This is a genomic window from Streptomyces cinnabarinus (assembly GCF_027270315.1).
GTDB lineage: Bacteria > Actinomycetota > Actinomycetes > Streptomycetales > Streptomycetaceae > Streptomyces > Streptomyces cinnabarinus.
Genome location: NZ_CP114413.1, coordinates 6582900 through 6597353, shown reverse-complemented (window position 1 = coordinate 6597353; position 14454 = coordinate 6582900). Strand labels below are relative to the sequence as shown.

12 protein-coding genes are annotated in these 14454 nt (G+C 68.5%); 4 read left to right on the top strand and 8 right to left on the bottom strand.

All coding sequences use genetic code 11. The annotated features are described in order from the left end of the window. Nucleotides 1-17 precede the first annotated feature (17 nt). Nucleotides 18-641, bottom strand: a complete 624-nt coding sequence (locus STRCI_RS29970; RefSeq protein WP_269662059.1) for a TetR/AcrR family transcriptional regulator — start codon at nucleotides 639-641, stop codon at nucleotides 18-20. A gap of 184 nt (nucleotides 642-825) precedes the next feature. Here STRCI_RS29970 and STRCI_RS29965 point away from each other — a divergent pair, with 184 nt between their 5' ends. Next, nucleotides 826-2373 (top strand): MFS transporter, encoded by a 1548-nt coding sequence (locus tag STRCI_RS29965; RefSeq protein ID WP_269662058.1) that lies wholly within the window; start codon nucleotides 826-828, stop codon nucleotides 2371-2373. A 397-nt stretch (nucleotides 2374-2770) separates the two neighbouring features. On the opposite strand, the gene STRCI_RS29960 is transcribed toward STRCI_RS29965, so the two are convergent. From STRCI_RS29960 to STRCI_RS29950, 3 genes are all read right to left on the bottom strand, one after another. After that, a complete protein-coding gene (locus STRCI_RS29960) occupies nucleotides 2771-3703 on the bottom strand; it encodes an ADP-ribosylglycohydrolase family protein (protein ID WP_269662057.1) in 933 nt (310 codons plus the stop codon). Between the two features lie 12 nt (nucleotides 3704-3715). After that, nucleotides 3716-4375, bottom strand: a complete 660-nt coding sequence (locus tag STRCI_RS29955; RefSeq protein WP_269662056.1) for a histidine phosphatase family protein — start codon at nucleotides 4373-4375, stop codon at nucleotides 3716-3718. A gap of 106 nt (nucleotides 4376-4481) precedes the next feature. Beyond that, nucleotides 4482-5087, bottom strand: coding sequence for a YdbC family protein (locus STRCI_RS29950; RefSeq protein WP_269662055.1), 606 nt, complete (start codon nucleotides 5085-5087; stop codon nucleotides 4482-4484). A gap of 156 nt (nucleotides 5088-5243) precedes the next feature. Between STRCI_RS29950 and STRCI_RS29945 the strand changes: the two genes are divergently transcribed. Beyond that, nucleotides 5244-5777 carry a TerD family protein gene (locus STRCI_RS29945; protein WP_269662054.1) on the top strand — a complete coding sequence of 178 codons (534 nt, stop codon included), beginning with the start codon at nucleotides 5244-5246 and terminating at the stop codon, nucleotides 5775-5777. A gap of 28 nt (nucleotides 5778-5805) precedes the next feature. After that, complete coding sequence (locus STRCI_RS29940; protein WP_269662053.1) at nucleotides 5806-6225, top strand: nuclear transport factor 2 family protein; 420 nt, start codon at nucleotides 5806-5808, stop codon at nucleotides 6223-6225. Between the two features lie 82 nt (nucleotides 6226-6307). Here STRCI_RS29940 and STRCI_RS29935 read toward each other — a convergent pair whose 3' ends face one another. Together STRCI_RS29935 and nrdR are read right to left on the bottom strand one after the other, a co-directional pair. Beyond that, complete coding sequence (locus STRCI_RS29935) at nucleotides 6308-9202, bottom strand: vitamin B12-dependent ribonucleotide reductase (protein ID WP_269662052.1); 2895 nt, start codon at nucleotides 9200-9202, stop codon at nucleotides 6308-6310. A gap of 165 nt (nucleotides 9203-9367) precedes the next feature. Then, on the bottom strand, nucleotides 9368-9925 hold the full coding sequence (nrdR, locus tag STRCI_RS29930) for a transcriptional regulator NrdR (RefSeq protein ID WP_269662051.1): 558 nt from the start codon (nucleotides 9923-9925) through the stop codon (nucleotides 9368-9370). Nucleotides 9926-10500: 575 nt separating this feature from the next. Here nrdR and lexA point away from each other — a divergent pair. Next, complete coding sequence (gene lexA / locus STRCI_RS29925) at nucleotides 10501-11280, top strand: transcriptional repressor LexA (protein ID WP_250079895.1); 780 nt, start codon at nucleotides 10501-10503, stop codon at nucleotides 11278-11280. Nucleotides 11281-11423: 143 nt separating this feature from the next. Here the strand turns inward: lexA and STRCI_RS29920 are convergent, their stop codons facing one another. After that, nucleotides 11424-13412, bottom strand: a complete 1989-nt coding sequence (locus STRCI_RS29920) for an ATP-dependent DNA helicase (RefSeq protein ID WP_269662050.1) — start codon at nucleotides 13410-13412, stop codon at nucleotides 11424-11426. Between the two features lie 201 nt (nucleotides 13413-13613). After that, entirely contained in the window at nucleotides 13614-14435 is an 822-nt protein-coding gene (locus STRCI_RS29915) for a GNAT family N-acetyltransferase (RefSeq protein ID WP_269662049.1), read from the bottom strand. Between the last annotated feature and the right edge of the window lie 19 nt (nucleotides 14436-14454).

The window sequence follows — 14454 nt, the reverse complement described above, 5'->3', positions numbered from 1 at the left end:
GCCACCGTCGCGCGCGCTCAGCCCTCGCTCGGCCGGAGCAGCGGCAGCATCAGCTGATCGATCATCTCCGCCAGCTCCTCGTCACCCCATTCACTTCCGCACATCTTGGACCGGTACATCATCATGGCCGGGATGGCATCGAAGACGCACGCGTTCGCCGCGTCGGAGCGCACCTCACCTCGCTCTATACCGCGGGTGATGACCTCACGCAGCAGTCTGAGGGTCGGCCCCACGACACCGTCGAAGATCACGCTGTGGAACCGCTCCGCCTGACGCTGATCGCATTCGTGAATGACCGCGCGGAGCGCGAAACCGGGGCGCGAGTACATGGCGTCCCGTGCGAGACGGCACAGCGCGAGCAGGTCCTCCCGCACGCTGCCGAGATCCGGCACCGCGTCGATGCGCGGCAGCCCGGACTTCAGCGCGTCGGCCACGAGGTCCTCCTTGGACGGCCAGCGGCGGTAGACGGCCGCCTTGCCGGTCTGAGCACCGGCGGCGACGCCCTCCATCGTGAGGCCGTTCCAGCCGACCGTGCTGAGCTGCTCCAGGGTGGCGTCGAGGATGGCGCGTTCCAGTACGGCGCCGCGCCGGCGCATCGAGGCCGCCTGAGCGGGGGCGGCCGTCCAGCGCGAGGTAACCATCTGTGTCTCCAGCGAGCAAAGAAGCGGGGATTCGGGGGGATATGGGGAGACCGCGCGGCAGCGACGGGGGGAACGCCACGCGGCGACAGGTGAAGTGAACGCTTGCGTTCACTACTGGGGACTCACTACCGTTGACGCGACAGTGAACGCGAGCGTTCACTAAGGCGCTTATGGGGGACCCATAGTGACAACCTCTCAGTTGATGCAGGACCAGAAACCAGGTGCGGCCCGCAGGCAGGGCCGACCCGGTATAGCGCTCACCGTCATCGCGGCATGCCAACTCATGGTGGTACTCGACGCGACGATTGTGAACATCGCACTCCCGCACATTCAAGACGCACTCAAGTTCAGCACGACCGACCTCACCTGGGTGGTCAGTTCCTACACCCTCACCTTCGGCGGTCTGCTGCTCCTCGGCGGCCGGGCCGGTGACATCCTCGGTCGCCGCCGGGTCTTCATGACCGGCATCCTGCTCTTCACCTTCGCCTCGCTGCTCGGCGGACTCGCCCAGGAGCCCTGGCAGTTGCTCGCCGCGCGCGTGCTCCAGGGCGTGGGTGGCGCCATCGCGTCGCCGACCTCGCTGGCGCTCATCACGACGACATTCCCCGAAGGACCGGAACGGAACCGGGCGTTCGGTGTCTTCGCCGCCGTCTCCGCGGGCGGCGGCGCCATCGGACTGCTCGCCGGCGGCATGCTCACCGAGTGGCTCGACTGGCGGTGGGTGCTCTTCGTCAACGTCCCGATCGGCGTTCTGATCGCCGTCCTCACCCCGCTCTACATCAACGAGTCCGAACGGCACACCGGCCGCTTCGACATCGCGGGCGCATTGACCTCGACGCTGGGTATGGCGTCCCTCGTCTACGGGTTCATCCGTGCCGCGGACGAGGGCTGGCGCGACAGCCTGACCATCGGCTCGTTCGTCGCCGCGGTGCCTCTGCTGCTCGCGTTCGCCTTCATCGAGTCGCGGGCCAAGGAGCCGATCACCCCGCTGCGGATGTTCGCCGACCGCAACCGCTCCGGCACATACGTGATCATGCTGAGCCTGGCCGCGGCGATGTTCGGCATGTTCTTCTACATCGTGCTCTTCGTGCAGAACGTGCTGGAGTACAGCCCGATCGAGGCGGGCCTCGCCTTCTTGCCGGTGACCGTGGTCATCGCCATCGGCGCGGGTCTGTCGCAGCGGTTCCTGCCGGTACTGGGCCCCAAGCCGTTCATGCTGACCGGCTCGGCACTCGTGGTGGTCGGACTGGCCTGGCAGGCCCTCATCAGCGCGGACAGCTCGTATGTGGGCGGCGTGCTCGGGCCGATGCTCCTGTTCGGCTTCGGCATGGGTCTGAACTTCGTGACGCTGACGATCACCGCCGTCTCCGGAGTCGCCCAGCACGAGGCCGGCGCGGCGTCCGGTCTGCTCAACGCCATGCAGCAGGTGGGCGGGTCGCTCGGTCTGTCCATCCTGACGACGGTGTTCGGCTCGGCCAGCAAGGACGAGGCGGAGACGCAGATGGCCAAGTTCATGGCAGAGGCCTCTCCGGAACAGAAGGCCCAGTTCGCCGAGACCCACCAGCTGCCCGCTCCGTGGGGGCACGAGGTGCTCACCCAAGGCATCTCCATGGGCTTCGTGGCTGCCGCCTCGATGGGCGCACTCGCCCTGGCCACCGCCTGGTTCGTGATCAAGGTCCGTAAAAGCGACCTGGAGGCTCTGTCCGGCACGGCCGGTCCCGTCGCCGGTTGATCCGGCCGGGGCCGCAGGGGATCGCGGATGGCCGGACCTCGCCAAGGGGACCGACGGCGAGGGCGAGGGTCCGGCCACCCGCACCCACCCCATCAACCCGCCAACCGGCCACGGCACCAGCACCAGCACCAGCACCAGCACCAGCACCAGCACCAGCACCAGCACCAGCACCAGCACCAGCACCAGCAAGACGTACATCTCCACCCCCGAACCCCTTTCGCCCCCTGACTGCGTGAGCCCATGGATCACACAGCGGATGCCAGGAGAACGGCAGGGCGGTCACGGAGAGTTCCCTATATGCACGGAGAGTTTCGAACCGACCTTCGGCGGCACATCTAGGGCCCGAGTACGCGGCGAGAGCCCGAGGAAAATGCGACCTTCGAGAGCCGCACCATCCTCAGGCTCCCAAGCCCTCCGGACCCGCCACGCCGGAACCCGGAACCCACTCCGGAAACGCCTCGGTCCGCTCCACCCACTCCGTCGGCGGAACCCCGGCCTTGCCCGCGGCCAGCACCCCGCCCACGATGGCGCACGTGGTGTCCACATCGCCGCCGACCTGCGCGGTCGTCCAGAACGCCTGCTCGTAGTCGCCGAGGGACCGCGCCGCCGACCAGATCGCGAAGGGCACGGTGTCATGGGCGGTGGTCCGCCGCCCGCAGCCCAGCACGGCCGCGACGGTGGCGGCATCGCCGTAGTCGAGCATGTCGCGCGCCCGGCGCAGCCCCGCGCCCACCGCGCTCTTCGGGACGAGCGCGATCACGCCGTCGAGCAGCGCCTCCGGGCTGGGCGGCCCGCCCGGCGCACCGGCCAGTGCCGCCGCGGCGGCGACAGCCATGGAACCGACGACGGCCTCGCGGTGCTGATGCGTGGGGTAGGCCGAGATCTCGGCCTGGTGGGTGGCCTGCTCCGGGTCGTCCGCGTACCAGGCGCCCAGGGGCGCGATCCGCATCGCGGCGCCGTTGCCCCAGGAGCCCTGGCCGTTGAAGAGCGCCGCGGCCAGCTCACGCCAGTCGCCGCCCTCCCGGACCAGTCGCAGCAGGCGGTTCACGGCGGGGCCATAGCCCCGGTCGAAGTCATGGTGCTCGGCGAAGGAGCGGGCGAGCGCGTCCTGGTCGATGCGGTGGTGGGCCGCGAGGACGGCGACCACGGAACAGGCCATCTCCGTGTCGTCGGTCCACTGCCAGGGGCCGTCCGGCAGCTCGCGACGCTTCAGCAGCGGGTAGTTCTCCGGTACGAAGTACTGGGAGCCCAGCGCGTCTCCGACGGACAGTCCGCGCAGGCTGGCAACAGCGCGGTCCAGGCGCCCGTAGGGTGAGGAATCAGCGGTCATCGCTCTGCCACTCTATCCGGTGATTCCGTACGGTTCCGGATCTCGCCAGCGTTCGAAGGGCCGGTCAAGCACGTACTTGCCGTCATCACCCAGAACGAGCATCCGCATCTCCGCGTTCCCGGGATTCGACAGCGACTCGAATTCCGCGACGGTCCAGTGGAACCACCGCATGCAGAACAGGCGCATCGCCAGGCCGTGGGTCACCAGCAGGACGTTCGGCGGGTGGTCGGGGGCCTCGAAGCTGCGGTACAGGCTCTCCAGGAAGCCGCCGACCCGGTCGTACACATCGGCTCCGGACTCGCCCTGGGCGAAGCGGTAGAAGAAGTGCCCGTAGGCGTCCCGGTAGGCCTTCTGAAGGCGTACGTCGTCGCGGTCCTGCCAGTTCCCCCAGTCCTGCTCACGCAGCCGGGGCTCCTCGCGGACGCGTATGAGCTCGGGGTCCAGGTGGAAGGCGCGGAGCGTCTCGTGCGTACGCCGGTAGGGGGAGACGTAGACGCTGACCGCCTCGCGGCCGAACACCTCCCGCAGCCGTTTGCCGGTCTCCTCGGCCTGCTCCCAGCCCCGGTCGGTGAGGGCCAGCGCGTGGTCGGGTTCGCGCTCGTACACGGTGTCATCAACATTGCCCGTTGACTCGCCGTGCCGGACAAGGATGATGCGCCGTGGTCGTGCCATGCCAAAACCCTAGATCGGGTGACGGCCGATAGAGCACCCGTACGCGCTCCATACGGCGTAGGTCACACCTTTCCCGGAGTGATCCATCCAGGGAGGCGCGTGATGATCAGACCGTCCAGCTGGGTTCCATCTCCACGATATCGCCGGTGAGCGCGGCGACATCGGCCTCCGTCTGAGCCCGCAGGGCCAGTCGTTCGACCCGTTCGGCCCGGTACTTGCCGTGCTCGGCCGCCGACAGCCACATCGACAGGACGAGGAACTCGTGGCCCGGCGCCTCACCGAACATCCCGCGGACCATGCCGGGCGAGCCCGCCATGGCGGGGTTCCAGACCTTCTCCTGCATGAGCGTGAAGTGCTCGGCGCGCTCCTCGTGCACCCGGCAGTGCGCGACGCGGAGCAGATCGGCGTCGGTGAAGCGCGGCTCGAAGCCGGTCTTCACATCGAAACGGTGGTCGAAGAGTTTGACCTGGGCGTCCTTGAACGTGCCCGACTGGGACGCCGCCAGCCGGTCGTGGGAACGCGCCATGAAGGAGTCGTAGAAGGCGCGGCTCTCCCAGAAGGCGATGATGTGCGCCACCCCCGGACGGCTACGGCTCCAGCCGCCTCCCTGTCCCCGAAACCCCGGCTCCCCCAGAAGCCCCGCCCACTTTCGCTGCCCCCGCTCAAAACCGCGGCGGTCCACCACGGTGCAGCGAATCCACTTGACCAGCACCGCGCCATGGTACGGCCCCGGGGCGCGGCGTCAGGTGTCCTCGCTCCCACTGCTCCTCCACAAGGGCACACGCGCGCGTGGCAGGATGGACAATCGGCCTTGTCTGTCGGGCAGTTCAGGCCGCATGAGGGATGGCGAACGGGGAAGGGGAGTCTGGTGAACGGCCTCAACAAGGGGATCCGTAAGGTCGAGATCGCGCTCAAGTGGGACCCGAGTCCGGCGGGGCAGCCGCCCACCGACCTCGATCTCGTCGCCGCGACCTACCTGGCGAGCGACCCTTACGGCGATCCGGCCTTCGTCGTGCACTTCGACAGCCGGTCCCCCGACGGCACCATCTATCTCAACCGCGACAGCCACGACGGCAAGGGCTTCGGCTGGGACGAGGTCATGACGCTGGAACTCAACCGGCTCGATAGCCGGTACGCGCGCGTGGTCGCCGGAGTCGTCATCCAGCAGCGCACCGTGGAGCGCACCTTCGTCAGCGTGACCCACCCGGGCCTGCGCATCCGTGAGGGCTACACCGACCTGGCCACGGACGACTTCGGCGGCGTCCTGGGCTCCACCGCGGCCACCGTCGCGGAGTTCGCCCGCCAGGAGGACGGCACCTGGGACTTCCACCCCGGCATCTACGGCTACGAGGACGACCCCGCGACCTTCACCCGGGCGATGGGCAAGACCCACCAGCCCTGACCACGGCCCACGAGGCGACGGAGGAGCCATGAGCGAGACCGAGAACACGCACCTCATGCAACGCATCTTCGCCGGACTGGCGGAGGGGGACGGCCGGCCTCTCGCCGACAGCCTCGCCGAGGACTTCAGCTGGACGATCATCGGTACGACGAGCTGGTCCGGGACCTATGAGGGAAAGAAAACCGTCCTCAACGAGCTGTTCCGGCCGCTTCTCGCCCAGTTCGCGGACACGTACACGAACACCCCGCAGCGTTTCATCGCCGCCGGCGATCGTGTCGTCGTGGAGTGCAAAGGGCGCGCCACGACCAAGGACGGAAAGCCGTATCACAACACGTACTGCTGGGTTTGCCATATCGAGGACGGGAAACTGCGGGCGCTCACCGAGTACTGCGACACCGACCTGATCGCGACAACCCTCGGGGACCCAGGCGACCGGCAGGCCCGATAGCCACGACAGCCGAGTGGGGAGCCGGCAGTTCGCCGACTCCCCAACCCGGGCAGTTACTTCCGCGCCTCAAAGGCGCTCACCTTCAGCTGCAGCCGCTGGTCGAGCCGCAGCCCTCGCAGATGTAGCAGGAACCGGCCCGCTGCATCTTGGTTCCGCAGGAGAAGCAGAGCGGGGCGTCGGCCTGGATGCCCAGCTGCATCTCCACCAGCTCGGCGCTGGTGTGGGCCTGCTTCGGGGTGGGCTTGACTTCCTCGACCTCGATCTTCGGCGGGGCGACGGCCTTCAGCTCCTGGGTGCGCGGAGCGGACTGGGCCAGGCCCTCGACGTCGACCTCGTCGTCGGCCGGCTCGTACGAACCGGTCTCCAGGTGGCGCTGACGCTCCTCGGCGGAGTGGATGCCGAGCGCGGAACGCGTCTCGAAGGGCAGGAAGTCCAGCGCCAGGCGGCGGAAGATGTAGTCGACGATCGACTGCGCCATCCGCACGTCCGGGTCGTCAGTCATACCGGCCGGCTCGAAGCGCATGTTGGTGAACTTCGAGACGTACGTCTCCAGCGGCACTCCGTACTGGAGGCCGACCGAGACGGCGATGGAGAAGGCGTCCATCATGCCCGCGAGGGTGGAGCCCTGCTTCGACATCTTCAGGAAGACCTCACCGAGACCGTCGTCCGGGTAGGAGTTGGCGGTCATGTAGCCCTCGGCGCCGCCGACGGTGAAGGACGTCGTGATGCCGGGACGGCCCTTCGGCAGGCGCTTGCGGACCGGGCGGTACTCGATGACCTTCTCGACCGTCTCGCGGATGGTCGCCTCGGCCTTCTGCGTGACCTCGGTCTTCTCCTTCTCCTTGGTCTTCGCGGAGAGCGGCTGGCCGACCTTGCAGTTGTCGCGGTAGATGGCGAGCGCCTTGACGCCCATCTTCCAGGCCTCGAAGTAGATCTCCTCGACCTCCTCGACGGTCGCCGACTCCGGCATGTTGACCGTCTTGGACAGGGCGCCGGAGATCCACGGCTGGATCGCGGCCATCATGCGGACGTGGCCCATCGCGGAGATGGAGCGCTCGCCCATGGCGCAGTCGAAGACCTCGTAGTGCTCGTGCTTGAGGCCCGGAGCGTTGACCACATTGCCGTGCTCGGCGATGTGGGCGACGATCGCCTCGATCTGCTCCTCCTGGTAGCCCAGGCGGCGCAGGGCCTGCGGGACCGTGCCGTTGACGATCTGCATCGAGCCGCCGCCGACCAGCTTCTTGAACTTGACCAGCGCGAGGTCGGGCTCAAGACCGGTGGTGTCGCAGGACATCGCCAGACCGATGGTGCCGGTCGGGGCGATGACGGACGCCTGAGAGTTACGGAAACCGTTCTTCTCGCCGAGGCGCACCACGTCCTGCCAGGCCTCCGTGGCGGCGGCCCAGATCGGCGTGTCCAGGTCGTCCATGCGGACGGCCTTGGTGTTCTCGTCGGCGTGCTGCTTCATGACCCGCAGGTGGGGCTGCGCGTTGCGGGCGTAGCCGTCGTACGGGCCGACGACCGCGGCGAGTTCGGCGGAGCGCTTGTACGAGGTGCCGGTCATCAGGGAGGTGATGGCACCGGCGAGGGCGCGGCCGCCGTCGGAGTCGTAGGCGTGGCCGGTCGCCATCAGCAGGGCGCCGAGGTTGGCGTAGCCGATGCCGAGCTGGCGGAACGCGCGCGTGTTCTCGCCGATCTTCTGCGTCGGGAAGTCCGCGAAGCAGATGGAGATGTCCATCGCGGTGATGACGAGCTCGACGACCTTGGCGAAGCGCTCGACGTCGAAGGACTGGCTGCCCTTGCCGTCGTCCTTCAGGAACTTCATCAAGTTCAGCGAGGCGAGGTTGCAGGACGTGTTGTCCAGGTGCATGTACTCGCTGCAGGGGTTCGAGCCGTTGATCCGGCCGGACTCCGGGCAGGTGTGCCAGTGGTTGATGGTGTCGTCGTACTGGATGCCCGGGTCGGCGCAGGCCCAGGCGGCCTCGGCCATCTTGCGGAACAGGGACTTGGCGTCGACCTCTTCGATGACCTCGCCGGTCATCCGCGCGCGGAGGCCGAACTTGCCGCCGGTCTCGACCGCCTTCATGAACTCGTCGTTCACGCGGACGGAGTTGTTGGCGTTCTGGTACTGGACGGACGTGATGTCGTCGCCGCCCAGGTCCATGTCGAAGCCCGCGTCGCGCAGGGCGCGGATCTTCTCCTCTTCCTTGACCTTGGTCTCGATGAAGTCCTCGATGTCGGGGTGGTCGACGTCGAGGATGACCATCTTGGCCGCGCGGCGGGTGGCGCCACCGGACTTGATGGTGCCGGCCGAGGCGTCGGCGCCGCGCATGAAGGAGACCGGGCCGGAGGCGTTGCCACCGGAGGACAGCAGCTCCTTGGAGGAGCGGATGCGGGAGAGGTTCAGGCCGGCGCCGGAGCCGCCCTTGAAGATCATGCCCTCTTCCTTGTACCAGTCGAGAATCGACTCCATGGAGTCGTCGACGGACAGGATGAAGCAGGCGGAGACCTGCTGGGGCTGGGGCGTGCCGACGTTGAACCAGACGGGGCTGTTGAAGCTGAAGATCTGGTGCAGGAGGGCGTAGGCCAGCTCGTGCTCGAAGATCTCGGCGTCGGCGGGCGAGGAGAAGTACTTGTAGTCCTCTCCGGCCTTCCGGTACGTCTTCACGATGCGGTCGATGAGCTGCCTCAGGCTCACCTCGCGCTGCGGGGTGCCGACGGCACCGCGGAAGTACTTGCTGGTGACGATGTTGACCGCGTTCACCGACCAGAAGTCGGGGAACTCGACGCCGCGCTGCTCGAAGTTCACAGAGCCGTCGCGCCAGTTGGTCATGACGACGTCACGGCGCTCCCACTGGACCTCGTCGTACGGGTGCACGCCGGGGGTGGTGTGGATGCGCTCGATACGCAGGCCCTTGGTCGCCTTGGTGCCCTTGGCTCGGGAACCTCGTGCCGGACCGCTCGCCGTCTCTGTCATGCCGCCTCCCTGTACGGGCTAAAACGCCCTGAAGTGCCCCGATGTTCCCGTGGCACGGTGTTCTGTCTGGTGTTGCGGGCATCTCTCGCTGCCGCCCGCAACAGGTCTTCGGTCGCCGCCGCGCGGCCGGACCCGGAGCCTGGACCCCCGGTTCCGGTCCGTCGGTCAGTCGGCGGCGTTGGCGGGCACGGGGACCTGTGCAGTCCCTCCGGACCCGCGATCGTCTTCCTGGCTCCCCGCACTCGTGTCGTCGCGGTCTTCGTCGTCCGCGGCGGGGCTAACCGTCTGCCTGAGTTCCGTGATGGCGGCCTCGAAGTCCTCCAGCGAGTCGAACGCCCGGTAGACGGAGGCGAATCGCAGATAGGCGACGAGGTCGAGCTCCTGCAACGGGCCGAGTATGGCCAGTCCCACGTCGTGGGTGGTCAGCTCGGCGCTCCCGGTGGCCCGCACCGCCTCCTCGACCCGCTGGCCGAGCTGGGCGAGCGCGTCCTCGGTGACAGGCCGTCCCTGGCATGCCTTGCGCACGCCGTTGATGACCTTGGTGCGGCTGAACGGCTCGGTGACTCCGGACCGCTTCACCACCATGAGCGAGCACGTCTCCACGGTCGTGAAACGACGGGAGCAGTCAGGGCACTGGCGGCGCCTGCGGATCGACGTGCCGTCGTCGGTCGTACGGCTGTCGACCACACGGCTGTCGGGGTGCCTGCAGAAGGGGCAGTGCATGAACTCCCAACCCTCCTCACAGCAGACTCAATAGCCTCGCTGGGCCTCATGGGCCCCTCGAAGCAGCCCCAAGCATAGGCGATGCCCGAGGACTCGAAGACCCGGGGGACCACAACTTCTGGGCTGCTGCTGCAATCCAACCACTAGATGTGGGGATTGGCTCATACATCCACGCCACGCGCGCGTGTCGCCCTCATACGGAAGGGCCTCCCCTGGTCGCACCACTTGGCAGCCGTCCCACGGCAACACGGGCGCACACAGCCGTACCGTCGCGACACATGCGGAGATACCGTGAGCGCCACAGGGAGGCGTCGCGGGGCTCCCGCACAGAAGGGGACCAGGTCCCGGCCGGCCGGGCACCGGATGGCAGACTGGGGCAACAACCGCGAGGTCGCCGAGCTGGCGGTGAAGGGTACAACATGGGCCCTTTTGTCTGCCTGGCGCCGCGTTAGCCATACACCCAAACACATGATCACGGCAGGCGAACCGCGATATTTCACTCGAACGTGTGTTTGGCGCAACCTTTCGAAAGCAACTACCGTTGTCCAGCAGGGAGACCATCGAGAGGGGCCGACGTGACCACCACCGCAGACAGTGCCACCATCACTGCCCAGGACCGCTCCCAGGGCCGACTCGAGCCGGTGCATGCGATGAACGAAGCCGCGAATCCAGAGGGGCACAAGCGCTCCCTGCCGGGCCGACCTCCAGGGATCAGGGCGGACAGCTCGGGCCTGACCGACCGGCAGCGCCGGGTCATCGAGGTCATCAGGGACTCCGTGCAGCGCCGCGGCTACCCGCCGTCGATGCGCGAGATCGGCCAGGCCGTCGGCCTGTCCAGCACCTCCTCGGTCGCACATCAGCTGATGGCGCTGGAGCGCAAGGGCTTTCTGAGGCGCGACCCGCACCGCCCGCGCGCGTACGAGGTGCGCGGTTCCGACCAGGCCGCCTCCGTGCAGCCCACGGACACCGCCGGCAAGCCCGCGGCGTCGTACGTCCCGCTGGTCGGCCGGATCGCCGCCGGTGGCCCGATCCTCGCCGAGGAGTCGGTCGAGGACGTCTTCCCGCTCCCCCGGCAGCTGGTCGGTGACGGCGAGCTGTTCGTCCTCAAGGTCGTCGGTGACTCGATGATCGAGGCAGCCATCTGCGACGGCGACTGGGTCACGGTCCGCCGCCAGCCGGTCGCCGAGAACGGCGACATCGTGGCCGCGATGCTCGACGGCGAGGCCACCGTCAAGCGCTTCAAGCGCGAGGACGGCCATGTCTGGCTGCTCCCGCACAACTCCGCGTACGAGCCGATCCCCGGCGACGACGCGACCATTCTCGGCAAGGTGGTGGCGGTGCTGCGGCGCGTGTGAGCACCGCGCGGCAGATCTCGCCGATCTGACCGGGCCCCGGGACCTCTGCGCCGGTTCCGGGGCCCAGTTCTTTCCGAGTCCGGCTGAAGTCGGTCAGCGAGGGGTGGTTGGCCTGTCCCGCAGCCGGGACAGGCCAACCACCCTCACTCGTCTCCGGCCTGCGCTTCCGCCTGCTGCGCCGCCGCGTCGATCGCGGCCAGCGACCTGCGCACCTGGTTACGGTCCGTCGTATACCAGAAGTCAGGCAGTGACGCCTTCAGATAGCTCCCGTACCGCGCCGTGGCCAGCCGCTGATCCAGTACGGCGACCACCCCACGGTCCCCCGACGCCCGTACGAGGCGACCGGCGCCCTGGGCCATGAGCAGCGCCGCGTGGGTCGCGGCGACCGCCATGAAGCCGTTGCCCCCCGCGTCCTCCACCGCCTTCTGGCGGGCGCTCATCAAAGGGTCGTCGGGGCGCGGGAACGGGATCTTGTCCATGACGACGAGCTGGCAGCTCGGGCCCGGCACATCGACGCCCTGCCACAGCGAGAGCGTGCCGAAGAGACACGTCCGCGGGTCGGCCGAGAAGTTCTTGATGAGCTCGCCGAGCGTCTCCTCGCCCTGGAGCAGGATCGGGAACTCGGGGATGCGCGAGCGCAGCTCCTCGGCCGCGAGCTGAGCGGCACGCATCGAGGAGAACAGGCCGAGCGTGCGGCCCCCGGCCGCCTGGATCAGCTCCGTCAACTCGTCCAGCATGTCCGCCCGATCGCCGTCCCGCGCGGGGCGCGACAGATGCTTGGCGACATAGAGGATGCCCTGCTTCGGATAGTCGAAGGGCGAGCCGACGTCGACGCCCTTCCACTGCGGGAGGTCGTCTCCCTCCGTCCCCTCGGGGGCGAGGCCGAGGGAGGCGCCGACGCCGTTGAAGTCGCCGCCCAGCTTCAGGGTCGCCGAGGTCAGGACGACCGAGCGGTCCGCGAAGAGCTTCTCCCGCAGCAGCCCGGAGACCGACATGGGGGCGACCCGGAGGGAGGCACCGAAGCGGTCGTGGCGCTCGTACCAGACGACGTCCCACTCGGAGCCGTTCGTGATCCGCTCCGACACGTCGTGCACGGCCTCCACGGAGGCCAGCGCCTGCTTGCGGACCGCGTCCTCGTCCTGGACGGACTTGTCGCGCGTCGCGCCGATCGCGGAGATCACCGTGCGGCAGGCGTCCCGCAGTGCCATCAACGCGTAGCCGAGATCCTCGGGGATCTCCTCGAGACGGCCCGGCAGCGCGAGCTCCATCAGCCGCTCGAAGCCCTCGGCTGCGGTCTGGAGCTGGTCGGCGGCCTTCTCGTTGACGAGCTTGGCGGCGCGCCGCACGGCCCGGTTGACCTGGCCCGGAGTGAGCTCTCCGGTGGCGACACCGGTGACCCGGGAGACCAGTTCGTGCGCCTCGTCGACGATCAGCACCTCGTGCTGCGGAAGCACCGGGGCGCCTTCGATCGCGTCGATCGCGAGCAGGGCGTGGTTGGTGACGACGACCTCGGCGAGCTTGGCGCGCTCACGGGCCATCTCGGCGAAGCACTCGGCGCCGTAGGCGCACTTCGTGGCACCCAGACACTCGCGCGACGACACGGACACCTGAGCCCAGGCCCGGTCCGAGACACCGGGGGTGAGGTTGTCGCGGTCGCCCGTCTCGGCCTCGTCGGACCAGTCACGCAGCCGCAGCAGGTCCTGTCCCAGCTTGCTGGTCGGCGCGGCCGCCTCGAACTGGTCGAAGAGGCCCTCCTCCTCGTCCTGCGGCACACCCTCGTGGAGACGGTGCAGACACAAGTAGTTCGACCGGCCCTTGAGCATCGCGAACTCCGGACGGCGGCGCAGCAGCGGATGCAGGGCGTCGACCGTGCGCGGCAGATCCCGCTCCACCAGCTGGCGCTGGAGGGCCAGGGTGGCCGTCGCGACGACGACTCGTTCCCCGTGCGCGAGAGCGGGAACCAGATAGCCCAGGGACTTTCCGGTGCCGGTGCCGGCCTGGACCAGCAGATGCGAACCGTCGTCGATCGCCTCCGCGACGGCTTCGGCCATGGTCACCTGGCCGGGGCGCTCCGTACCGCCGACGGCAGTGACAGCAGCATGCAGGAGTTCGGGGAGTGAGGGCTTCGTCATAGCGCGACCACCCTACGACCCGGCACTGACAAACGGGTGATCACGGGGATTGCGGGGGGCTGGATCAAGACCGGGGGTCCTTGGGTGGTCGTGGGTACGGGGCTGTGTCCGGTTCCGGTGCGGCCTGAAATCGATCGACCGCGAGTGGGAACCCCTCCCGCCCGAGCGGTGTACCAAGAGTGACGACACTGCAGCGTGGCGTTACAGCAGATCGCGCAAGGCCCGGTCTCTGACCATGAGGGCGGCCTGCTTGGCAGGCAGGTCGACCTCTGCGGCGAACCGGAACCCGGCGTTCAGGAATGCGGCGACGGAGGGAGTGTTGCGAAGGTCGGGTTCCGCGATGACGCGTGCACAGGCGAGCCGCCTGTCGAGCGCACAGTCGGCAACGGCTCGCAGGAGCGCGGAGCCGAGGCCTCGCCCACGGTCGACGACATCACCGATGAGGAGGTGGATTCCGGTGTCATGAGGACGGGCGGGATAGTGGCGGGCGAGCGGATCGAGGTCCGCCCGGTAGATCTCCCAGTAACTCATCGGCGTACCGTCCAGCACGCCCACGCACGGCACACTGCGCCCGTCTCCGTCGAGCTGGGACCGCATGTGTTCCCCGGTCACGCTCGGGGGCCCGGCCAGCTCCCAGAAGGCGGCGACGGCGGGGTCGTTCATCCAGCGGCTGATGAGAGGGAGGTCGCGTTCAACACGGACGGGGACGAGGTGGAGCATGCCCGCGCCTGTCTTGATCGGCCCCCAGTCGACGACGCGGTCGAGGAGGTCGTCGCCGGAGGGTAGGGCAGAGGCGGGCTGGGTGAGCGTCGCCGTACCCGCGCCCCCGTCACCACCCCCTCCCCCGTCCCCGGGGTCCATGACGGACTCCTCCGTCGCCGCGATCAGCGCGAGGAGTTCGGCGGGCAGCCGCAGATCCAGCGTGTCCTCGCTGTCTCCGCCGGGGTGGGCACCGGCGGTGTCCGTGCTGACTGCTGCGGCGGGGTCGATACCGGCGTCGGTGCTCGCGTCGTTGGGAGCCACGGCGACGCTCCTCTCAGGA